We start from the raw sequence: 22553 nt of genomic DNA, 5'->3' as shown, positions 1-22553 counted from the left end.
CAGCGGCTCGTCCAGGTGCCGCCGGCATGTATCCGGCACGCCGGCGATCATTTTCATCATGCTGTGATCTTGGGGACATCACCCCGACACACGACGCTCGGAATGTGGCGGTTAATCCCCCTTTGCTCTGGAGGAACCGTGACCCCAGCACCCCCCTCCGACGCCGAACTCAACACCATGATCAGGGCCCGCCTGGCGGCTCTGGGCATCGACCTCGACCAGTTTCCCCCCGGCACCGCGCCGGACCCGGAGACGGGCGCGCCGGGCCGCGACACCGTCCTCGCCTCGCTGCGTTCGTTCATGCGCGGCACGGTCACGTCGCTGGCGGCGTACCAGCTGCCGGCGCCGGACGGCGGCGCCGGCCCCGCGCTGTCGCAGCAGCGCGCGCCGATGATGTACCCGTCGGTCAGTGTGGAGTGGCGCCGATGAGCGGGCCGGCCGACCGCGCGGTGGACCGGCGGGCGTTCCTCGCCAGGACGGCGGCGATGGGAGCCGCCGGGCTCGCCGCGACCGCCTGGCCGTCGCCCGCGCACGCCTCCGGCGGGGAACGGCCCGGCCTGGACGTCTCCGGCGCCTACGTCAAACCGCGCCCCGAGGCCATGTCCGATCCCACGGAGCTCACCGTCGCCGAGGCCGCGTGGATGATCCGCGAGCGCCGGCTCAGCCCGCTGGAGCTCGTGGACGCCTATCTGGCCAGGATCGACGCGTACGAGGCGACGTACCTGGCCTTCAACACGGTGCTCGCCGACGCCGCGCGGGAGGCGGCGCGGTCGGCGGGACGCCGGCGGGCGCACGGCCCGCTGCACGGCATCCCGCTGGCGATCAAGGACAACTACTACACGCGCGGCGTGCCGACCACGGCCAACTCGTTCCTGTTCCGGGATTTCGTGCCGGGCTTCGACGCGACGGCCGTGGCGTCGCTCAAGGCCGCGGGGGCGATCGTGCTCGGCAAGACCCAGATGGGCCCGCTGGCCACCACCCGTGCCACCACCCCGTCGGGCGAGATCACCACGGTCAACGCGTGGACGCCGGACGACCCGGGCGTCAACCCCGGCGGCTCGTCCACCGGCACGGCGACCGCCGTGGCGGGGCGGCTGGCCTCCTCCGGAACGGGCACGCAGACCGGCGGCTCCATCACGGCGCCGTCCAACGCGCAGAACCTCACCGGGCTCAAGCCGACCATGGGACGGGTGTCGCTGTACGGGATCATCCCGCTCAGCTACACGCGCGACCATCCGGGGCCGCTCGCCCGCGACGCCAAGGACGCGGCGATCATGCTCGCCGCGATGGCCGGCGAGGACCCGGCCGACCCGCGTACGCAGGGCCTGCCCAAGGTGCCCGCGCTCATCGACGCCGCCACCCCCGTACGGTCGGGCGGACGGGTGCGGCTGCGCTGGAACAGCCGCGTCGGGGTGCTGCCCGGCTACGCCGACGGCTCGTCCGAGACCGCCGCCGCGCGCCGGGCGTTCCTGTCGGAGCTGGCCGCGATCCGCGGGGTGACGCTGGTCGAGGTGCCCTACCCCGACGACTGGGACATGCTCATCGGCAACGACCTCAACAACGTGCGGCTGCCGGAGCGCAGCGAGCCGTTCATGCCGTACCTCCGCTCTGACCTGCGCGGGTTCGGGGTGTCGGTGATCGGCTGGCTGCAGGGCGCGCTCATGGGCGCGAACGAGTACGTCACCGGCCAGCGCGCCAAGCTGCTCCTGCTGGAACGCGTCCTGGACCAGGTCTTCGAACGGTGCGACGTGGTGGTGCAGACCTCACCGACGCCGTTCGACGCGATCGGCCTGCCGGAGATCGGCTTCCCGATCGGGTTCACGGCCTCGGGGCTGCCGATCGGCACGATCCTCGGCGGGCTGCCGTACGGCGAGGACCGGCTGCTGTCGGTCGTGGCCGCCTACCAGGCGGTCACCGACTGGCACTGGCGCCGCCCGGCCGACCCGCCGGCCGCCCGCCTGCGCACCCCGGTCTCCCGGGGCCGCATCACGGCGGAGGAGGCCGCCGAACAGTCGCAGTAGCTCAGCCGGGAATGCGCAGGGCCAGCAGGGCCACGTCGTCGTCGTTGTCCTCAGGACGGGTACGGCCGAGCAGCGCGTCGCACATGCCGTCCAGCGGGTGGCGAGCCAGCGAGGCGGCGTATCGGCTCAGGTCGGCCATGCCCTCGTCGAGGGATCGGGTCCGGGACTCGATCAGCCCGTCGGTGTAGAGCAGCAGGGTGGACTGCGGCGGCAGGGCGACGGCGGCGTCCTCGCGGGCGGCCATGATGTCCGTGCCGAGCAGCAGGCCGCCGGCGTCCTCCAGGTAGCGGGTCCGTCCGTCGTGCTCGACCAGCAGCGGCGGCGGGTGGCCCGCGTTGGTCCAGCGCAGCAGCCAGCGTCCGTCGGCGCGCTCGACGCGGGCGAAGACGACGGTGGCCATCGCGGCCTCGACCATGCGGGTCACCGCCTGATCGAGCCGTTCCACGATCTTGCTGGGCGGCTCGTCCAGCTCTCCGGCGTACGCGCGCAGCATGTTGCAGATCTGGGCCATGCCGGAGGCGGCCTCGAGGTCGTGGCCGACGACGTCGCCGATCACCAGGCCGGTCGCGCCGCCGGGCAGCGGGAAGGCGTCGTACCAGTCGCCGCCCACCTGGGAGGCGTCCGGCGCGGGCAGGTAGCGCGCGGTCATCCGCAACCCCGGGACGTGGGGCAGTTGCGGCAGCAGGTGGCGCTGCATGGTCTCGGCGACGCGGCGCTGCCGCTCGTACAGGCGCGCGTTGTCGAGCGCGAGGCCGGCGCGGCGGGCGATGTCCTCGACCAGCAGCAGGTCGGAGGTGGTGAACGCGCCCGGCCGTTCGGCGCGGCCGAGCGTCAGCGCGCCGACCACCTCGCGCACCCCGCGGATCGGCGCGATGCTCGCCGAGTGCATGCCGGTGGCCCGGAACAGTTTGCGCTGCTCGACCGCGACGGCGGAGTCGGGCTCCACTTCGTACGTCTCCTGCGAGGCGATGGTCGCGGTGACCCCGCGCAGCGCCCGCGACAGGGGCATCGTCGACCCCTGCGGCACCGGCGGCATCGGGCCCTCCAGATCCTTCCGGTGGACCAGGCCGCCGTTCTCCTGGTGCACCACGGCGGCGCGCGAGACCCCTCCCTCCTCGGTGAGCAGGTCGATCACCACCCAGTCGGCGAGCAGCGGCACCACGAGCCGGACGAGCTGGCGCAGCGTCTCTTCGACGTCGAGGCTGGAGGTGAGCGTCGTGGTGGTCTCGGCGAGCAGGGCCAGCCGGTCGAGCTCCGTCATCGATCCCGTCAGGCACGTCGGCCCCCGGCCGGCCGAGACCGCCGGCCCGCTCTCGTGGAAGAGCATCAGGATGCCCGGCCGGCCGTCGCCGAGCCGGCAGGCGGTGACCAGCCAGGAGACCGGCAGCACGCTGCCGTCACCGCGCGCCAGCCACTCGCGCTCGCCCTGCGAGGTGCTGCGGGTGAGGAGGGGCTCGCGCAACACGCAGCGGCTGCGGGGCACCGGCTCGCCGTGCTCGCCGCGGTGCAGGGCGTCGTGGGCGTCATGGCCGAGCAGGTCGCCGGGGGGCCGGCCGAGCAGGACCCCGGCCCGGGCGTTGACCTCGACGATGCGCCCGCGGTCGTCCACCACGCACGCGCCCGCGTCGGAGAGGTCTCCCAGCCGCCACAGGCGGTGATCCTGCGACGTGAAGGAGCGCGCGCCCTCACCCGCCGAAACGTCCACGGCCGCTCCTTTCTCCCTTCCTTCTGGTCATTCGACCCAGTCTTCCAGCAGCCTGGACCGGTTGGCCGCGCGAAATCGAGCACGAGAGGTGCAGAAGATCTCCATGGCAGGATGGAGCCGGTGACCGTCATCTCCGCCGTCCGTGCGCTCTGCGTCGTGCTCTGCCTCGCCGGATGCGGCGTGGAGGCGGCCACCGCGCCAAGCCCCACCGTACGCGACCCCCGTCACCCCCTGGCCTCGCCGCCGCCGACGGTCTGGTCGCCTTCCCCGGCGCCGACCTGTTCCGGCCCGGGGACGATCGTGGCCGCCGGGCTCGTGGACGCCGCCATGGGCCTGCGCGCCCAGACCGTGACCCTCACCAACTGCGGCGACGAGGTGCGCACCGTCCGCGGCTATCCCCGCGTCCGCCTCCTGGACGCCGACGGGGAGCCGCTGGACATCGAGATCGACGAGGGCGCGCAGCAGGTCACGACCGCGGTCAAGGACCCAGGACCGCGGACGGTGACGCTCCGCCCTGGCCGCTCGGCCATGTTCGCGGTGGTGTGGCGTAACACCTACACCGACCTCAGCCGCCCGCCCGCGCTCGGCACCACCCTCGTCGTGCGCGGTCACCGCGTCCCGGGCAACGTCGACCTGGGCTCCACGGGCGTGCTGGGCGTCACCGCCTGGGAACCGGTCAAAGAGTCCGGTACATGACGTGCAGCCCGACGTAGCCCTTCGCCGGATGCCGGAACCCCTCCGGCAGCGTGCCCATCACCTCGAACCCCAGTGACCGGTACAGCCCCACGGCGCGTTCGTTCGTCTCGGCCACCGCGTTGAACTGCATCACCCGGTAGCCCTCCGCCCGCGCCCACTCCAGCGTGTACGCGCACAACGCCCGGCCCACGCCCCGCCCGGCATACGCCGGGTCGACCATGTAGCTGGCGCTCGCGACGTGCGACGCGTTGCCCATGTGGTTACGGTTCATCTTCGCCGTCCCCAGCACCGCGCCCGAGTCGTCCACCGCGACGACCGTACGGCTGGGAGGGGACAGCAGCCACCAGTCGCGGGCCTCGTCGCGCCCGAGATCCGTCGGGTAGGTGAAGGTCTCCCCCGCGGCGACGATCTCGTGGAAGAACGGCCAGATGGCGGACCAGTCCCCAGTGGTGGCTTCCCTGATCAGCATCCGGACAGCATCCCACGGCCAGGTCTCCCCCCGGTCACGCCAGGTGGTGCACCTGGGTGAGCGGCAGCGCGCTCGCCGGCGGCAGCCCCACCGGCCTGCCGTCCACCAGCACGGGGCCGCCGTCACGAGGCACGTGGACGTGCGGGACGCGGGTGTTGCGGACCATGGCCGCGCGGGTGAGCCCGCGCGCCCCGCTGATCGGCAGGTAGCTCGGCCCCTGCGGCAGCGCCCGGCGGGCGGCGGCGTCCTCCAGCGCCTCCGCCGCCACGAAGACGTGCGCCAGCCGGCGCGGCGCGTCCCCCATGGCGCCGAAGAACCTCCGGTACGCCCGCGGCTGCCCCGCCCGCGTGGACGCGGCCCCTGACGCGCTCACTCCCCACGCCACGAACCCCGACTTCACGACCAGCTCCGGCTTCGCGCCGAACCACGCCGGATGCCACACCACGAGGTCGGCGACCTTGCCCGGCGCGATGCTGCCGATCTGACCGGCCATCCCGTGCGCGATCGCGGGGTTGATGGTGATCTTCGCGAGGTACCGCAGGACCCGCTCGTTGTCGTGGCCGCCGTCCTCCCGCGTGGCCGCCTTGGCGTGCGCCGCGAGCTGCCAGGTGCGGCGGGCCGTCTCCCCGACGCGGCCCATGCCCATCGAGTCGGAGTTGACGATGCTCACCGCGCCGGCGTCGTGCAGCGCGTTCTCGGCCGCGATCGCGCTCGCCCGCACCCGGCTCGCGGTCACGTCCACGTCGCCGGGCAGCAGCGCGTTCTGCCGGTGCACGGTCATAGTCATCGGGAACAGCTCGGCCACGGTGTTGACCGTGTACGGCAGCGTGGGCGTGGTCGAGGACGCCAGCACGTGCGGGTGGGCGAGGATCTCCAGCAGGTCGGGATGCCCGCCGCCGCCCTCGACGTGGTAGGCGTGCACGGTGCGCCCACGTGTCGCGTCGAGGGTGTCGGCCAGCAGGCCCGACTCGTTGAGCGAGTCGGTGTGCAGCGCGACCGGCAGGCCGGCGGCGTCGGCCACCGCCAGGCAGGTGTCCACGACCGCGGGCTGCGCGCCGAAGTCCTCGTGCACCTTGAACCCGCCCGCCCCGGCGAGCACGGCCGCCTCCAGGGGCGCGCGGCGCACCGACGAGCCGCGGGCGAGGAACGCCACGTTCACCGGCACCTCCCGCCACGCCTCGATCATCAGGTCGAGGTTGCGCTTGGGGTTGACGCCGATGTCCCACACGCCTCCGAGGCCCATGCCGACCACCGTCGTGACCCCGGCGGACAGCGCCACGTCGAGCAGCGCCGGGCTGGACAGGTGGACGTGCGAGTCGACCACGCCCGGCGTCACGATCAGGCCCTCGGCGGGGATCATCGCGGTGTGCGGGCCGACCACGAGCTCGACGTCGTCCACCGCGTCGGGCGAGCCGGCCCTGCCGATGCCGGCGATCCTGCCGTCCTTGATCCCGATGTTCGTCTTGACCACGCCGAGCAGCGGGTCGAGGACGAGCGCGTTCGTGACGATCATGTCGAGCTCGGACGAACGGGCGCCGCTGGTGAGCAGCAGCCCCTCGCGCACGGTCTTGCCGCAGCCGCCGAGCAGCTCGTCGCCGGCCTCGGTGTCGTCGCGTTCCACCTCGACCACGAGCCCGGTGTCGGCCAGGCGCACCCGGTCGCCGGTGGTCGGGCCGTACACGGCCGCGTACGTCGCCCTGTCGAAGCTCATCGTCCGTCCTCCAGCGTGAGCCGGGGCGCGGTGGCCGCGCCGCCCAGCCTGACCAGCCTCACCGTGATCGTCGCCCCCGGCGGGAAGCACAGGCTGCTGCCCGCGGGCACGTCCAGCCGGTGACCGCGCGCCGCCTCCCGGTCGAACGACAACGCCGCGTTGGCCTGCCAGAACGGGTAGTGCGACGAGACGTGCACGTCCACGTCCGCGGTGTTCGTCACCTCGATCTCCAGCCGTGCGCGGCCGGGCGCCAGGGCCGCGTCGGCCCGCGCCGCCGGCATCACCGCGCCGGGGTCACCGGGCCCCGGCTGCCGGCCCAGCGGGTCGTCGACGGCCACGAGCGCCGTCCCCGCGGGGAAGAGCGCGTCCACCTCGACCCGGCGGACCAGCGCCGCGACGCCGGGTTTGGCCTCCTCGGCGCGCACCGCGCCGCGGCCCGCCGCGATCACCTCCTCCATCGGCAGCCCGTCCCAGGCCGCCTCGAACACCGCGTCGGCGACCAGCGCGATCACCTCGGGCGCGGACAGCCTCGCGCCCCGCGCGCGGCGGCGGCGGGCCAGCTCGGCCACGGTGAACACGGTCAGCCGGTCGTGCTCCGCCGGAGTCAGATGCATCGGGCGCCCCTACCAGTCGCGGACGAGTTCCATGGTGGAGCAGTGGATGCCGCCGCCGTTCTTCAGGATCTCGTCGTACGGCACCGGCACGATCTCCACGCCCTCGGCGGCCAGCCGGTCGGCGGTGCGGACACAGTGCGCCGGGAACAGCAGCCGGCGCGGCCGGACGGTGAGCGAGTTGCAGGCGTACTGCTCGTCGGGGTGCGGCGAGACGACCTTGATCCCGAGGTCGTCCAGCCGGGCCAGGAACTCGTACGGCAGGCGGTGGGTGTTGGCCAGCGCGAGGTCGTCGTCCACCATGTGGAACTGCCCGTCCACGTGGATCGTGTATCCCGGCAGCGGCACGGTCACCAGCTCGATGCCGAGCGGCTCCAGGATCGCGGCGAGTTGCCGCGCCCCCTCCGGGTTGCAGCGGATCGACAGGCCGAAGACCGCCAGGTCGCGCCGGAGCTTGACGAACGTGCCGCCCTCGGCGAGCCCCGTGCCGGTGATCGTGCCGAGGATCGGCATGCCGAGCGCGGCCACCGTCCGGGTGATCGACGCCTCCTCGCCGCGCCGCATGCGCGGGGCCAGCCGGGTGATGACGGCTCCGCCGGGCACGGTCAGCATCGGGTCGCGGGTGAACACCGACTTGGTGTGCTCCGGCATCTCGGGCGCCTCGACGACCTCGACGTCCTCGGCCCGCAGCGCGGACAGCAGGGCCGCGTGCTGCTCCATCACCAGCTGCATGTTCGGCGCCTTGCTGCCGCGCCAGTACCAGCGCCGCCGCGGATCGACGAGCGCGCCGGCGCGCGGGTCCCACGCCTCCTCGGTGATGGCGGCCAGGCCGCTCGCGGGGCGGCGCACCAGCACCGTGCGCAGCGGGCTCACCTCGTCGGCGGCTCCCCACCGGCGGCCCCAGTAGCGCTCCAGCTCGGCCGGGTCGTGGAAGGCCGGCTCCGGCTCGGGGCCCACCAGCTTGTGGTAGTAGTGCTCGGGCTGAACGCCGTCGTCGGCGATCGCGTTCATGGTCGGTCCTTTCCGTACGTCACAGTTCCGCGACCCGGAGCCGCTGCGCGGCCACGGCGGCGAACAGGGTGATCAGCGAGAATACGCAGAGCATCGCCGCGAGCGACCACAGGCTGCCGCCGGTGGCGGCCAGCAGAGCGGTCGCGGCCAGCGGCACGAACCCGCTGATCGCCCCGGAGACGTTGTACGACAGCCCCACCCCGGAGTACCGCACCTCGCTGCTGAACATCTCACTGAGCAACTGCCCGCAGGCGGCGTAACTGACCGACACCAGCACCAGGCCGGCCACCATCGCGGTCGCGATGCTCCACGCGGTGCCCAGGCCGACCAGCCAGAAGATCGGGAACGCCGCCACGGCCGACGCCGCCGCCCCCCAGACCGCCACCGGTCCGGGCCCGACGCGGTCGGCGATCCGGCCGAACAGCGGATAGAGGCACAGGTTGAGGAAGGAACCGCAGACCGCGGCGTTGAGCAGCACCGTACGGTCGATGCCGACGGTGTCGGCGCCGTAGTTGGTCAGGTACGTGCCGGCCAGGTAGTAGCCGCCGATCCCGACGAACGACACGGCGATGCCCACGACCAGCCGCCCGCCGCCGGTGCGGAACAGCTCGACGAGCGGCCGCTTGGCGGCGCGCTGCTGGACCAGCATCTCCTGGAACACCGGCGACTCGTCCACCCTGCTGCGCACCCAGAGCGCGATCAGCAGCAGCGGGAAGCCCAGCAGGAACGGGATGCGCCAGCCCCACGACTCGAACTGCGCGTCCGGCAGCAGGCTGACCAGCGCGAACACGCCCGTCGCCGTCAGCGAGCCCACCGGCGAGCCCATCTGCGGCATCACGCCGTAGATGCCGCGCTTCTCCTTCGGCGCGTGCTCGACCGCCAGCGTGGCCGCGCCGCTCCACTCGCCGCCGACCGACAGGCCCTGCAGCAGGCGCAACGTGGCCAGCAGGATCGGCGCCGCCACGCCGATCTGCGCGTACGTCGGCAGCAGGCCGATGCAGCCGGTGACGACGCCGATGAGCACGACGGTCACCATCAGGATGCGGCGCCTGCCGTACCGGTCGCCGAGGTGACCGAACACGGCCGCGCCGACAGGCCGGGCGACGAAGCCGACACCGAACGTGGCGAACGAGGCCATCGTGCCGGCGACCGGGCTCAGCTCGGGGAAGAACTGGGTGTTGAAGACCAGCGCCGCCGCCGTGCCGTAGACGTAGTAGTCGTACCATTCCAGCGCGGTGCCCGCGAAGGCGCCCAGCGCGACCGTCCTCGGATTGCTCTGCGCGGCTCGTGCCGTGGTTTGCATGATGACACCCTGCCGTGCGCTTGACCTGCGCTTCAAGCGCAGATCGACACCCGCGTACCGTCGCTAGACTGTGCACTTGCACAACGAGGGAGGCATCAGCGGATGACGTCCGAGGTGGTCGAGCGACTCTCCCGCCGGCTCCTGCGCGACGTCGGCCCGCTCGCCGACCGGTTCCTCGCCGAGCTCGCCGCGACCAGGGCCTACGACGGCGCCGCCGTTCCCGACGGTGTCCTGCTGGCCGACGCCCGCCGCAGCCTGGAGCTGATCCTGCGGCGCGTCGGCGGGCTGCCGCTGCCGGAGCACATCGCGGGCGCCTCCGCCGAGATCGGCGCGGCGCGGGCCGAGGCGGGCGTGCCGCTGGACACGCTGCTGCAGGCGGTACGCCTCGACGCCCGGGTCGTCTGGCAGGAGCTGCGCCTGCACGCCGACCTCTGCGACCTGGACAGCCTGGTGGCCGGGGCGCCTCAGGTCTGGGAGGCGGTGGAGCACCACTCCATGGGCATCATGGCCGCCTACCAGCAGCGGGTGCTGGAGATGGCCCAGGAACGGCAGGACGAGCGGGCGCGGTGGTTCGCGCGGCTGCTGGAGTGCGACGGCCGCCATCCCGACATCCGGCGGCAGGTGGCCACCGTGCTGGGGCTCGACGAGGGCGCGGCGTTCGCCGTCGTCGCCTTCCCGCCCGGCCCCCTTCCTCGTTCCGTACGCGAGCAGCTCGACGTGCTGGGCGTCCGCCGGCACACCCAGGACCGCCCGGCCGGCTCCATCGCCGTGCTGCAACTGCCCGCCCGCTCCAACAGCGCGGCCGAGGGCTGGTTCCGCGGTGTCCGCTGCGCCGTGAGCCCCGTCGTGGACGGTCTCGCCGAGGTGCCCCGGGCCGTACGCCTGGCCGAGCTCAGCGTGTACGCCCTGCCGCCCGACGCCTCGGGGCCGCGCGCCACCCGCGACCTGTGGCCGGCGATCGCGGCGGGCGCGCTCGGCGAGTTCCGCGCCGACCTCGTCCGCGACGCGCTCGGCGGGCTCGCCGACCTGCCCGCCCGCGACATCGCCCGGCTGCTGGAAACCGTCGAACGCTACCTGTCGACGGGGTCGGTCGCGGAGACGGCGCGGCAGCTCTACTGCCACCGCAACACGATCCTGAACCGGCTGCGCCAGTTCACCGCGGCCACCGGCCGCGACATCATGACCTCGACCGACGCCACCGTCATCACCCTGGCCCTGCACGCCCGCGCCTACGAGTGACCATGCCGCCGGCGCACGCGGACTTGTCCGTACCTCCGGATCCGCGTCCAGGGCCTTGGCGATGCGTTCGAGCACCGGCGGCGTCGGAACGCCGCCTCCGGCCTCGAACCGCACCGCGAGGTTCCTTCGTCGGCCCAGCCTGACCGTGGTGAAGGGACGCGTGCGCGCCTCTTCACCACGTGGGTGGGTCAGGTGCCGGTCGGGGCGGTGGGGCGGGCGGAGGGTTGGGCGGGCGGGGGGATGTCGGCGCCGGGGTTGCCGCCGCAGGGGCCGTACGTGCTCCAGTCCGGGTCGATGTCGCGGCAGGCGCCCGCTTCCTTCTGCGCCTTCACCATGTCCGCCACGTCGGCGAGGAGCTTCTTGGCGTCGTAGACGACGCCGTTGCGGATCGTCCACTGGACGCCGCCGATGCGTTTGATGTCGCCGGATTCGGCGTCCAGGCGGGCGGTTCCCGTGCCGTAGAGGGTTTTGAGGTCGTCCAGCGGGTTGTAGGGGACTATGGCGAGGTCGGCGGACTTGCCGACCTCGACGGTGCCGTAGTCGGGTTTGCCGCCGCGCGGGTCCGCGATGGTCTGGGCGACATTTCCGGACATGGCCTCGATGGCTTCCAGCGCGCTCAGCCCCGCCTCCCTGAGCATCTCCAGCTCGGTGATGTTGGCGAAGCCGTAGAGGTTGTAGATGAAGCCCGGGTCGGTGCCGCCCGCGATGCGCCCGCCCAGCTCCTTGTAGTCGTGGATGAGCTGGAGGTACTGCTGGTAGAAGCGCTTCCAGCTGGCCTCGTCCTCGCTGGTCCAGTCGTAGTAGAACGAGCCGTGCGCCTGCGGGCTCGGCTCCCAGAAGTCCCAGATGGACGGCAGGGCGAAGCGCGGGTGCCACTCCAGGCCGCGTACCCGGTGCAGGTCGCGTCCGGCCAGGTAGACGCCGAAGGTCGGGCCGAACGTGACGTTGTTCGACAGTTGCTCCTCCAGGTACGCCTTCCACCGCGGCGACCCCGGCTGGTGCGTGTACTCGATCACCGTGGCCACCCCGCGCCAGCGGGCGGCTTCGTTGCGGTAGTCGTAGCCCGGCGGCTTGGGGTGCTCGCGGCCCTCCTTGAGCAGTGACTCGAAGTGGCCGTAGAAGTGGGTGACCGTGCCGAGGCCGAGCCGGCCCGACTCGACGGCGTTGAGCTGCGGGTAGATGGGCGGCGAGTGGTGCATCGTGGTGCCCAGGCCGCGCTTGCCGGCCTCGGCGATCATGACCTCGATCTCCGCCCGGCCGTACACGCGGTCGCCGAAGAACTTGATGCCGTCCACGCCGTTCGCGGCCGCCCAGGCGACCCAGGCGGCGGCCTTGTCCGGGGAGTCGACCTGGCCGTCCTCCCAGCCGTTGCCGGGGGTCTGGTAGTTCACGATGCGCGGGGCGACGATCTCGTTGCGCTCGCTGGCCTCCCGGTCGCGAACGGCGTCGGCGTTCGCGGCCAGGGTCACGCCGCGGACCGTGGTGACGCCGTGGGCCAGCCATAACTTGTAGGCGTAGGTGCGCGGGGTGTTGCCGGTTCCGGTGTGGACGTGTTCGTCGACCAGGCCCGGCATCACCCACATGCCGGTGGCGTCGATCTCGTGGTCGGCGTCGCGCGGGTGGCGCTTCTTGGGGGCGTTCGGGTCGATGGGGATGATCTCGGCGATGCGGTTGCGCTTGACGACGATGTCGACCGGGCCGACGACCTTGCCGCCGGTGCCGACGATCACGTTGACGCCGCGGATCACCAGCTTCTTGAACGGGCCCGCGCCCTCTTTGGCGCCCCGGGCGGGGGTGGGGTCGGCGGCGGTCAGGACTTCGGCGTTGGCGGCCGAGGGGGTGAGAGCGACGAGGCCGGCCGTGAGGCCGACGGACTGCAGCAGGGTGCGCCTGTCGAGGGACAAGCCTTGCTCCTCCCGTTATGGACGGGTTTTTCCCCTGCAATATTCTTCTTTACGGAGAGTCCTGACAAGATCGGATAGGTACTGGATCGCGCGGGCGGGCTCATGATCCAGCCGGCGGACGCCCGACGGCGGCCGGACGGTCGGTCCGGCCGCCGTGAGCTCCGTGCTCACCGATCCTTGGGCGGCGTCGGCGAGCACGTGGCGCGCCTCACGAAATGCTCTTCCCTTCCACCGCGTCGAGCACCAGAGCGCTGGGCCCGGCGTCGCCGCGTACGCCGAATCCGTAGCGGTATCCGGCCCGCACCTCCGGATCCGACAACTCCGGCAGGTGCTCCAGCGTGGCGGCGGTGACGAGTTCCCAGCCGGAGCCGGTGTCGGCGTACATGGCGGCCCGGTCGCCCACCAGCGAGAGCGCGAACCGGCCTCCGTCGGGGACGGTCACGCCCTGCTTGACGCCGAAGACGGCCAGGCCGCCCGGCACCTGCGGCCCGCGCACCTCGAAGCCGGCGAACTTCTGGCTGTTGACGTAGAACGCCGCCACGTCCGCCTTGCCGTCCTTGACGAGGCCGGTGTAGACGGTGTCCATGTCGGTGGAGTCGCCCTGGAACTTCCTGATGGTGATCGCCGTGCTGAACGCCGGATTGCGTGGCGACACACCCGACGACATCAGCCCGAACCAGCCCGCCGACGGATGAGCGGCCGACAGGGCGCCGTCGGCGTAGCCGACCTGCGGCAGTTCCTTGTTCTCCGGCTCCACCCGGTGCATCTGGTAGTCGCCGGCGCTGTCGAAGCCGTCGGCCAGCTCCTGGTTGGCGAAGGCGTCGGGGGCCGGCGGTACGTACGCGGCCTCCGGCGGCAGCCGGAACGTCACCCGGTGATTCTGCCGCAGGTAGGACACGCACACGACCGGATACTCCTGGTTCGCGGGCCCGTACGCCGTCAGCGCGGTGTCGAACGTGCGGCTCGCGCCCGTGCGCAGGCCGCTCACCCCGAGCGACGCCGGATCGACGGCCACGCCGTCGCAGGACGTGAGCGTGACCTTGCCGGCCGTCGGCAGCACGTCCCGGTTGGTCACGGTGAAGGTGACCGTGGAGCCGATCCGGCCACGCTCGGCGGTGGACGCGGTCACCTCGATGTTGCGCCGGTCCAGGTCGGGCAGCGCCGCCATCGCCAGGCTCAGCCGGTCGATCTCGTACGAGCCCGCCCAGTCGGAGCCCACCGAGCCGCGCACCCACACCTTGACCCGGGAGATCGCCTCGCGCGGCGCCCAGCGGGACAGGTCGAGCGTGAGCCGGTTCCAGCCAAGCGCCGGGTCGATCGCGCCGACGCCCTCCGCGACCGCGCCGTCACGGCCGTACACGCGGATCTTGGCGATGAAGGCGTTGCCCGGCTTGAAGGCGTCGTCGGCGTTCTCGGGCACCCGGATCGACAGCGAGAGCTGCGACGTGCGCGAGGCATCGAGCGGCCGGTCGAACAGCACGTCGGCGCCCTTGTACGACTTGGCGTACTGGGACCAGCCGGGCAGGTCGCGGTCGAAGCGCACGCGGAGCGCGTGCCCGCCGTCGACGGCCACCCGCTCGACCGCGTTGGCGTTGTCCGACGGCCGCCAGCCGCCGGTGCCGGTCTCGAAGCCGGAGATCACCCGCTCGGCCACCGGCTTGGCGCCGAGCTGCGTCCCGACCCGCGCCGGGGGCTTGCTCACGGCCAGCCGGGCCGGGTCGAAGCCGGGGATGACGTCCTTCCAGTCGGAGATCCCGATGATCTCCTTGGCGAACTCGGTCACCTCCAGCGACCGCGCGGTGTCGATGCCGGCGAACACGTCGTACACCGGCTTGCGCTCGCCGGGGTTGGACGCCGCGCTGTGCTCGTCGTCCCACGTCCACAGGCCGAGCCGGAGCCCGCCCTCCTGCTTGTGGTCGACGTGCCGGTGCAGGATGAAGGAGTCGATGCCGTCCGCGAAGGCGACCTTGTAGTACGCGTAGGCGTAGGCCGCGGCCTGCAGCCTCAGCTCCTCGTCGGAGTAGTCCTGGGAGTTCACCCCCTGCTCGGAGAGGATCACCCGCCGCCGTTCACCGCCATACGTCAGATGCTCCTGGGCGAGGTAGCGGGGCAGCACTTCCATGTTCTTGAACGTGATCCGCATCGTGTCGAAGTCGTCCGTGGCGGTCTTGTCGTTCCAGAACGCCGGGTTGAACAGATTCTCCGGATACGGGTGCTGGGCGATGTGCCAGTCGAAGTCGCCTTGCCTCTTGGTGAGCGCGTTGAGCCCGTCGACCACGTCGCGGCCCGTGTAGGTGTACCTCGGGTCGTCGTTGGCCGCGATCGTCCAGTGGTGGGTCAGCGAGGTGTAGACGCGCGCGGCGGCGTCGGCCTTGCGCACGGCCTGCCAGGTCAGCCGCATCGCCCGGGTGTAGTGCTCCAGGAACACGTCCCGCTCCTGCGGGCCCATGTTGTACCAGAACTGCTGGGCGTCGACCTCGTTGCCGACGATCCAGCCCCACGCCCGGCCGTACCGGCCGTCGGCCTGGCTGTAGCGCTGGGCGAAGAACTCCATCGCGGCCGTGAAGTGCGCCTCGCCCTCGGCGGTCTTGGTGTTGAACGCGTACACCGTGCCCTTGCCCAGCTCGGCCTCGGGGTGGATGAGCGTGCGGGCGGCGGAGTTCGGCGCGGTGCTGTTGTAGACCAGCACGATCAGGTTGACCAGCACGCCGTTGTCCGACAGCGGCTTGACCTGGGCGTCCAGGCCGGCGACGGCGCCCCGGTCGAAGTAGAAGGTCCTGCCCTGGGAGACGAACTCGATGGTGTTGCCGGGGGCGCCGGGCCCGGCCATCATGACCGAGTCCAGGGCCAGGTTGATGCCCGCGTGCTGGACGCCGATCTCCTCGGCGTCGTCGGTCATCTGAACCTGCAACCCCTTTTTGCCCGACATTTCGGGATAAGGGGTCTGGCTGGCCGACGCGAAGGTCAGCTTGTCGGCGTAGTGCACCTCGCCCAGCGGCCCGTCCGCGCCCACGGCGAGAAACTTGTCATGGAGCCGGTCCTGGTCCCCTTCCATGCGTGGCACCTCGACGCGGAACTCGCCCGCCTCGACGGTCGCGACCGGAGTCTCTCCGGCGTGCGTGTCCTGCCAGGTGTCCAGCGCGTACAACTCGGCGGGCGCCGGCGCGGTGCCGGTGACGACGACCGTGCCCTCACCGACTTCGACGCCGGTCACTCCACCGGTCGCCGCGTGCGCGGGCACGCTCACGAACAGCCCTGGTACGGCCAGCGCCAGGGCGATCAATAACCGCATGTCATCTCCTCTACTTGGCCCAGTCCTCGTCGCCCCAGGCGTTCTTCTTGATGCCGGCCTCGATGCCGCGCTCCCACCATTTCTCCAGGTCGGCCAGCTCCTCCACCAGTGTGCGCTCCTCCAGCAGGTAGCCGTCGAACACGTCACGGAACGACGTCCCCTCGGGGCCGCCCGGCAGCGCCGTCACGCGGTACGGCTTGCCCCACTCGCCTTCCAGGAGCCCCGCGGTCTCGGGCGACGGCTCGACGCCCTCGATGGCGGGCAGGCCGCCGGTCGCGTCCAGCCACGGTTTGATCGCCGGGGAGCTCATGTACTGCAGGAACTTGATGGTGGCGGCGTACTTCTCGTCCTTGACCGTCGACGGGATCATGTAGCTGGTGCCGCCGATCGACGCGCCGTAGCGGGCCGGGGCGTCGGTCGACAACGGCGTGGTCGCCTTGGTGATCGTCGGGAACGGCATCGTGCCGAGCGCAAACTTCGCGTCCGCCTTCAGCGCCTCGACGGCGAAGTCGGTGCCCCACGACATGGCGGCCTTGCCGGAGACGAAGTCGCGGTAGCCGACCGTGGCGCCGCCGTCGGCCACGCCCGTCCAGTTGGGGGTGCCGCAGTCGAAGAACTCCTTGTAGATCCTGAGCGACTCGGCCACCTCCGGTGTCCTGGTGGTGAGCGTGCCCTCCTTGATCACCTTGCTCATCGACTTCTCGGTCACGCTCGGCGCCTTCCCGGGCTTGCCGGTGGCGTCGAACTGGTTCCATTCGTCGTAGTACTTGTCGATGAGCTGGGTGCTGACCGACTCCCACGTCCAGCCGGCCGCCAGGCCGCCCTTGTCGAGGGCGACGGGGTCGAAGCCGGCGTCCTTCAGCTTCGTGCAGGCGGTCCTGAAGTCCTCCCAGGTGGCCGGAGGCTCGTCGATGCCCGCCTTGGCGAAGGCGTCCTTGTTGTAGAACAGGCCGATCGCGACCAGGTTGAACGGGATGTACTCCAGCTTGCCGCTCTCCTTGCTGAGCGCCTTGGAGACGCCGGGGCCGAAGTAGTCCTTCTTGAACACGTCGATCCAGCGCTGGTTGCCCGGCACGTACGGATTGGGCTTCTGCAGCTCGGCGTCGAGCGCGTGCACCTCGTGCGCCTTGTGCGGCGGCTGGTTGAAGACCAGCTCGGGCGCGGTGCCGGCGGCGAGCTGGGTGGTGATCGTCTGGGAGAAGCCGTCGAGAGGCAGCACCTGGGTCTTGACCTCGATGCCGGGCTCGCGCTTCTCGAAGGAGTCGACGAGCGACTCCCAGGCGGGGCCGAAGCTGCTGCCGCTGGCGTTCCACTGGTTGGGGCCGGCCAGGGTGATCGTGACCTTGCCGTCGGTCCCTGATCCCTGGTCGCCGGTGCCCAGCAGGCCGCAGCCTGTCAGTGCGAGCAGCACGACCGAGGCCGCCAGCCCGCTCTTGGGGGGTGTTCTCATGGGAGCCGGTTCCTTTCGAGAGTTGATACGTTTCAACCAACGCCCTCACTTGCCGGAGACGATGCCGCCCTGGATCCCCGCCAGGAACCACTTGGACAGGAACGTGAACAGCACCACCAGCGGAAGACTGGCCAGAACGTAGCCCGCGAACAGCGGCCCCCACTGCTGCACGTTCTGGTTGGCGAAGAAGGCCAGCCCGGCGGGGATGGTCCGGTACGCGTCGGTCTGCACCGTCAGTAAGGGCCAGAAGTAGTCGTTCCACACGCCGAGCACCGTCATCAGCGCCACGGTGCCGATGACCGGCCGGGCCAGCGGGAGCATGAAGGCCAGGAACACGCGGATCCCGCCCGCCCCGTCCACGCGCGCCGCCTCGAAGATCTCCTCCGGGAGCTGCGCCATGTACGTGCGCATGACGACGATCCCGAAGACCGTGTTCGCGGTGATGTGCGGGACGATCAGCACCAGCCGGCTGTCCAGGATGCCGAGGTCCCGCATCAGCACGAAGAGCGGGATCAGGCTGGTGATCGAGGGCACCATCAGCAGCGCCGCGATCAGGCCGAACAGCGCGTTGCGCCCGGGGAAGCGGTAGCGGGCGAACACGAACGCCGCGGCCGGGGCCAGCGCCAGCGTGCCGGCGATGGCCAGCCCCGCCACCACGAACGAGGTGAACAGGTACGGGCTGACCTGCTCCCAGGCCGCCGCGTAGTTCTCCAGGTGCAGCGGCCAGGCGGGAGACCAGTAGCTGGCGAAGAACTGCTCGTTGTCCTTGACCGAGGCCACGACCATGAACAGGTACGGGAACAGCCCGGCGAAGGCCAGCACCGACAGCGCGGCGCCCGCCACCAGGTTCGTCCTGCGGGTGCGGCTCATGCCTTCACCTTCCTGCCGAGTGCCAGCGCGACGAGGCTCACCGCGAGCGTCAGCGCGAACAGCACGGTGCCGAGCGTCGCCGCGTAGCCCCAGCTCGTGTCCAGGAAGGCCGCGTCCAGCATGCGGAGCACCGGCACCTGCGTGGCGTTGTCGGGCCCGCCCTTGGTCATGATGTGCGCCTGCATGCCGTACTGGAGCACCGAGATCACCGCCAGGACGAACAGCAGCTTGACGTCACGGACCATCATCGGCAGGTCGATGCTCCAGAAGCGGCGCAGCCGCCCGGCGCCGTCGACCTCGGCGGCCTGGTAGATCTCCGCCGGCACGTTCTGCAGCGCCGACAGGAAGACCAGGAACGGCAGGCTCGCCACCCACGGGAAGCCGATCGTCATCAGCGCGACGAGCGCGGTGTCGGGGTCGCCGATCCAGTTGCCCGCCAGCCCGTCGAGGCCCACCGCGCGCAGCAGACTGTTGATGACGCCGTCGCGCGGGTCGTACATGAACTGCCACAGCAGCACGTTGACCACCGCGGGGAAGGCCAGCGGGAGGATGAGCAGCGTGCGGAACACGAAGCGCAGCCGCTCGCTCGACAGCGACATCACCAGCTCCGCGGCCAGCAGCGGCAACACCCACATCAGCGTGACGGCCCAGACGAAGATGATCCCGATGTTGCGGAACGAGGCCCACCACAGATCGTCCCCGAGCATCGTGAGGTAGTTCTCGAAGCCGACGAAGGGCGACTCGAAGCCGGGCCGCCACTCGAAGAGCGAGTGGACCATGCCGTTCAGTGCGGGGTAGTACGCGAACGCCGCAAGCAGGGCGAACGTGGGGAGGAGGACGAGGTAAACGCCCCACGGGAGCCGGCGGCGCACCTTTGTACTGGTCACGATGGAACCGCCTCTCAGCCCTGCCGTGTCCTGCACCGATTTGAACGTTTCAGACACCTTCCGAGTCTTGCGAGGACCCTTATTGGTGTCAATAGCCTGGGATAACGGTTTGTTCACCGCGCTGTCGTGGAGGTGACATCGGAGGAGAAGTGCTCCGCTCGCTAAAACGTTAAAACGCGCGGAACGCATAGGAGCCCGAGCCGACCCGGTAGACCGCGCTCCCGTCGTCGAGCCGGTCGAAGAGCACTCCCTCCGCCTCCGCCGCCGGTGCGCCGCCCTCGGTCACCCGCTCCGGCGACGCGGGCACGTGCACCTCGGCTCTGGTGTTGGGCGGCACGACGACGTCCAGGGCGAAGCCGCCGTCCTCCAGCCTCCAGGAGATCTCCACCCGGCCGTGCCTGGTGCGGTGCGCGGTCCTCGCCCAGGTGATCCCACCGCCGGGACGAGGGCGCACGATGATGTCGGCGTACCCTGGCGAACCCGGGACCAGCCCGCCGACCGTCCGGTACATCCAGTCGCCGACGGCCCCGTAGGCGTAGTGGTTGAAGGAGTTCATGCCCGGGTCCTGCAGCCCTCGGTGGTGACTCCAGGAGTCCCAGCGTTCCCACATGGTGGTGGCGTCCCCGTGCACGACCGGGTAGAGCCAGGACGGGAAGGTGTCCCGCGTCAGCAGCCGGTAGGCCACGTCCAGCCGCCCTGTCGAGGTGAGCGCGTCCAGCAGGTACGGCGTGCCGAGAAACCCGGTCGACAGGTGGCCGCCGCGCGCCTCGATGTCGCCGGCCAGCCGGGCGGCGGCCCTCGGCAGCTCGTGCTCCTCCAGCAGCCCGGCCGTGATGGCCAGCACGTACGCGGTCTGCGTGCCACCGGCCAGCACGCCCGGCCCCTCGACGAACGCCGCGCGGAACGCCTGCCGTACCCGCCCGTACAGCTCCAGGCAGGCCCGCTCGTCCGCGTCGCGGCCGAGTGCGGCGGCGAGCCCGGCGAGCTGCCGGGCGGACAGTGCGAAGATCGCGGTGCCGACGAGCCGCTTGGAGGTCTCGGCCCCGATCGAGAGCCAGTCGCCGAACCCCTCGTCCGGGAAGATCCCGCCCTCGGAGCGTCGGTCCAGGTACGCCAGCCAGCGCACCATCGGCTCGAAGCAGGCCGCGACCACCCCTGCGTCGCCGCGCAGCCGGTGCAGCGCCCACGGCAGCATCACCAGCGCGTCACCCCAGCCGGGCGAGCCCGCCTCCTTGGCGTTGGGCGACAGGCCCCGGCCGGACAGCACGTCGGGCACGACGTGCGTGACCGCGCCGTCGGCTCCCTGGGCGTCCACCACGTCCGTCAGCCAGCTCCGCAGGAACCCGGCGGCGTCGTAGTTGAACAGCGCCGTGGGCGCGAACGCCCAGATGTCGCCGGTCCAGCCGAGCCGCTCGTCGCGCTGCGGGCAGTCGGTGGGGACGGCCAGGAAGTTGCCCCGCTGTCCCCACACGATGTTGCGCTGCAGCCGATCGATGCGCTCGTCGGAGCAGGTGAACTCGCCCGCGGGCTCCATCGCGGCGTAGGCCGCCCTGGCCGTGATCCGCTCGGGGGCCGCGCGCAAACCCGACACCTCGACGTACCGGAACCCGTGGAAGGTGAACCGCGGCTCGAAGGTCTCGACCTCGTCTCCGCGTGGCAGGAACTCGTCCGTCGCCCGGGCCGAGCGCAGGTTGGCCAGGTGCGGCCCGCCCTCGTGGTCGAGGACCTCGGCGTGGCGCAGCACCACCGGGCGGTCGCGGCCGGCGCGGCCGGTGAGCCGGACCCAGCCGACCAGGTTCTGCCCGAAGTCGGCGATCCACACGCCGGGCCGCCGCTCCCACACCGCGACCGCCTCCAGCTCATGGTGCACCCGGATCGGCGGCGCGACCGCGGCGGTCAACCGGCCGGCGGGCGGTGTCACTGGCACCGCGGGCGCCCAGCCGGAGTCGTCGAACCCGGCCTCCGTCCAGCCGAGCGGCTCGGCCGCCAGATCGTGCCGCTCTCCGTTCTGCAGGTCGGCGTAGCGGATCGCGCCCGACCCGGCCCGCCACCCGGGGCCGGTGCGCAGCCGGGTGACGCCGCCGTCGTCGTGCAGGATCTCCAGCTCGGCGCGGAAGGCGAGCCGCCTGCCGTACTGGAAGGAGCCGAACCAGCTGATGTTGCCCGCGTACCAGCCGTCGGCCAGGATCGCGCCGAGCACGTTCCGCCCCTCCGACACCAGCTCCGTGACGTCGTAGGTCTGGTACGTGACACGGTGGCGGTAGTCGGTCCAGCCGGGGGCCAGGTGGTCGGTGCCCACCCGGGTGCCGTTCAGGTGCATCTCGTAGACCCCGAGCGCGGTGGCGTACAGCCTGGCCCGGCGCACCGGCGAGGGCACGTCGAACTCGCGCCGCAGGTAAGGGCTGGGCCGGTCGCCGACCGGCTCGCGGCCGTTCGGCGGATCACCGTGCAGCCCCACCTCCTCGGCCAACGGCCACGCCCCATCGTCGAACCCGGGCTGCTCGAACCCGTCGCCGGGCGTGTCGCTGGCCCGCCACCGGCCGCCGGAGATGACGGTCACCGCGCTCTCCCCGGGCACCGGCACGAGCTGCGGCAGCGCCGGCCGCCCCTCGACCGCGACCTCCAGCCGCACGCACAGCCCTGACCCGGCGGCCCTGATCGCGAGCACGTTCTCGCCCGTCGCCACCAGGTCGCCCGCATCGGCCACGAACGCCCCGTCCCGCGTCTCCCCCGCGACCGGGACGCCGTTCAGGTACGCCTCCATCTCGGAGCCGCCGCCGATCACCAGCCACGCCGACAGCGGCCTGGCCCCGCCCGGCACGGCGAACCGCGTACGGAACGCCCCGGTCGCCGACGGCGAGGGCCCGAGCCGGTCGGCGACCCAGACGCGGGGCACGTTCTCCAGCGACGGCAGCCGCTCCGACCCGGGCACCACGGGCGTGCCGATCCATCCAGCCGCCCACCCGGTGGCATCGCCGAGCCCGGTCTCGAACCAGTGCGCCGGGCTCCAGTCCGACCACGCGCCGCTCTCGTCGGCCACCTTGACCCGCCACTGGTAGCGGGTCCTGGGCCGCAGCTCCGTCCCGCCGTACGGGAGGTCGTACGTCGCGGCCGAGGCCACGACGCCGCTGTCCCAGACCGGCTCGGCCCCCTCGGCGGCCGGATCGCACTCCAGCCCCACGATCAGCCGGTACGCGCTCTGGGCCCGCCCGCGCCCGGGCCCGGTGATCCGCCAGGAGAACTCCGGCGCGCTCACGTCCAGGCCAAGAGGCTCGGTCAGTCCTTCCACCCGCAGATCGGTCACGGCGAGATGCATCACGAAGGGCTCCGTTCTTGAAACATTTCAATTCGCCGCACCGTAACGAGGCCGAAGTGTGTGCGTCA

16 protein-coding genes are annotated in these 22553 nt (G+C 71.8%); 4 read left to right on the top strand and 12 right to left on the bottom strand.

Translation table 11 applies throughout. The features are described from left to right. Positions 1–138 precede the first annotated feature (138 nt). Both ACIBP6_RS05140 and ACIBP6_RS05135 read left to right on the top strand, forming a co-directional pair. Positions 139–429, top strand: a complete 291-nt coding sequence (locus ACIBP6_RS05140) for a hypothetical protein (RefSeq protein WP_397048908.1) — start codon at positions 139–141, stop codon at positions 427–429. Then, a complete protein-coding gene (locus ACIBP6_RS05135; RefSeq protein WP_397048906.1) occupies positions 426–2021 on the top strand; it encodes an amidase in 1596 nt (531 codons plus the stop codon). The genes ACIBP6_RS05140 and ACIBP6_RS05135 overlap by 4 nt, the downstream gene beginning before the upstream one ends. A gap of 1 nt (position 2022) precedes the next feature. Here the strand turns inward: ACIBP6_RS05135 and ACIBP6_RS05130 are convergent, their stop codons facing one another. Then, the gene (locus ACIBP6_RS05130) at positions 2023–3726 is read right to left on the bottom strand and encodes a SpoIIE family protein phosphatase (RefSeq protein ID WP_397048904.1); all 1704 of its coding nucleotides are present in this window, start codon (positions 3724–3726) and stop codon (positions 2023–2025) included. A gap of 120 nt (positions 3727–3846) precedes the next feature. On the opposite strand from ACIBP6_RS05130, the gene ACIBP6_RS05125 reads away from it, so the two are divergent. Further along, positions 3847–4422, top strand: coding sequence for a DUF4232 domain-containing protein (locus ACIBP6_RS05125; RefSeq protein WP_397048902.1), 576 nt, complete (start codon positions 3847–3849; stop codon positions 4420–4422). Here the strand turns inward: ACIBP6_RS05125 and ACIBP6_RS05120 are convergent. From ACIBP6_RS05120 to ACIBP6_RS05100, 5 genes are read right to left on the bottom strand one after another with little or no spacing between them, the layout of a single operon-like run. Then, positions 4403–4891 (bottom strand): GNAT family N-acetyltransferase, encoded by a 489-nt coding sequence (locus ACIBP6_RS05120; RefSeq protein WP_397048901.1) that lies wholly within the window; start codon positions 4889–4891, stop codon positions 4403–4405. The genes ACIBP6_RS05125 and ACIBP6_RS05120 overlap by 20 nt on opposite strands. A gap of 34 nt (positions 4892–4925) precedes the next feature. Beyond that, the gene (locus ACIBP6_RS05115) at positions 4926–6602 is read right to left on the bottom strand and encodes an urease subunit alpha (protein ID WP_397048899.1); all 1677 of its coding nucleotides are present in this window, start codon (positions 6600–6602) and stop codon (positions 4926–4928) included. Continuing rightward, positions 6599–7216, bottom strand: a complete 618-nt coding sequence (locus ACIBP6_RS05110; RefSeq protein WP_132615397.1) for an urease subunit gamma — start codon at positions 7214–7216, stop codon at positions 6599–6601. The genes ACIBP6_RS05115 and ACIBP6_RS05110 overlap by 4 nt, the downstream gene beginning before the upstream one ends. A 9-nt stretch (positions 7217–7225) precedes the next feature. After that, a complete protein-coding gene (locus tag ACIBP6_RS05105) occupies positions 7226–8224 on the bottom strand; it encodes a dimethylarginine dimethylaminohydrolase family protein (RefSeq protein ID WP_397048897.1) in 999 nt (332 codons plus the stop codon). 19 nt (positions 8225–8243) lie between these two features. Then, a complete protein-coding gene (locus ACIBP6_RS05100; protein WP_397048895.1) occupies positions 8244–9527 on the bottom strand; it encodes an MFS transporter in 1284 nt (427 codons plus the stop codon). Between the two features lie 102 nt (positions 9528–9629). Between ACIBP6_RS05100 and ACIBP6_RS05095 the strand changes: the two genes are divergently transcribed. After that, on the top strand, positions 9630–10766 hold the full coding sequence (locus ACIBP6_RS05095) for a PucR family transcriptional regulator (protein WP_397048893.1): 1137 nt from the start codon (positions 9630–9632) through the stop codon (positions 10764–10766). A gap of 188 nt (positions 10767–10954) precedes the next feature. Here the strand turns inward: ACIBP6_RS05095 and ACIBP6_RS05090 are convergent, their stop codons facing one another. The 6 genes from ACIBP6_RS05090 to ACIBP6_RS05065 form a co-directional block, all read right to left on the bottom strand. After that, on the bottom strand, positions 10955–12670 hold the full coding sequence (locus ACIBP6_RS05090; RefSeq protein ID WP_397048891.1) for a hypothetical protein: 1716 nt from the start codon (positions 12668–12670) through the stop codon (positions 10955–10957). Between the two features lie 208 nt (positions 12671–12878). Continuing rightward, positions 12879–15962 carry a DUF5722 domain-containing protein gene (locus ACIBP6_RS05085; RefSeq protein ID WP_397048890.1) on the bottom strand — a complete coding sequence of 1028 codons (3084 nt, stop codon included), beginning with the start codon at positions 15960–15962 and terminating at the stop codon, positions 12879–12881. Positions 15963–15972: 10 nt separating this feature from the next. Continuing rightward, on the bottom strand, positions 15973–17412 hold the full coding sequence (locus ACIBP6_RS05080; RefSeq protein WP_397048888.1) for an ABC transporter substrate-binding protein: 1440 nt from the start codon (positions 17410–17412) through the stop codon (positions 15973–15975). A 45-nt stretch (positions 17413–17457) separates the two neighbouring features. After that, positions 17458–18282 (bottom strand): carbohydrate ABC transporter permease, encoded by an 825-nt coding sequence (locus tag ACIBP6_RS05075; protein WP_397048886.1) that lies wholly within the window; start codon positions 18280–18282, stop codon positions 17458–17460. After that, positions 18279–19169, bottom strand: a complete 891-nt coding sequence (locus ACIBP6_RS05070) for a carbohydrate ABC transporter permease (RefSeq protein ID WP_397048884.1) — start codon at positions 19167–19169, stop codon at positions 18279–18281. Before ACIBP6_RS05070 ends, ACIBP6_RS05075 begins: the two co-directional genes overlap by 4 nt. Positions 19170–19338: 169 nt before the next feature. Further along, positions 19339–22485 (bottom strand): family 78 glycoside hydrolase catalytic domain, encoded by a 3147-nt coding sequence (locus ACIBP6_RS05065; RefSeq protein WP_397049314.1) that lies wholly within the window; start codon positions 22483–22485, stop codon positions 19339–19341. Positions 22486–22553 lie beyond the last annotated feature (68 nt).

Source organism: Nonomuraea terrae (genome assembly GCF_044465245.1).
Lineage (GTDB): Bacteria > Actinomycetota > Actinomycetes > Streptosporangiales > Streptosporangiaceae > Nonomuraea > Nonomuraea terrae.
The sequence above is the reverse complement of the archived record's forward strand: the minus strand, read 5'-3'. Positions and strand labels throughout refer to the sequence as shown.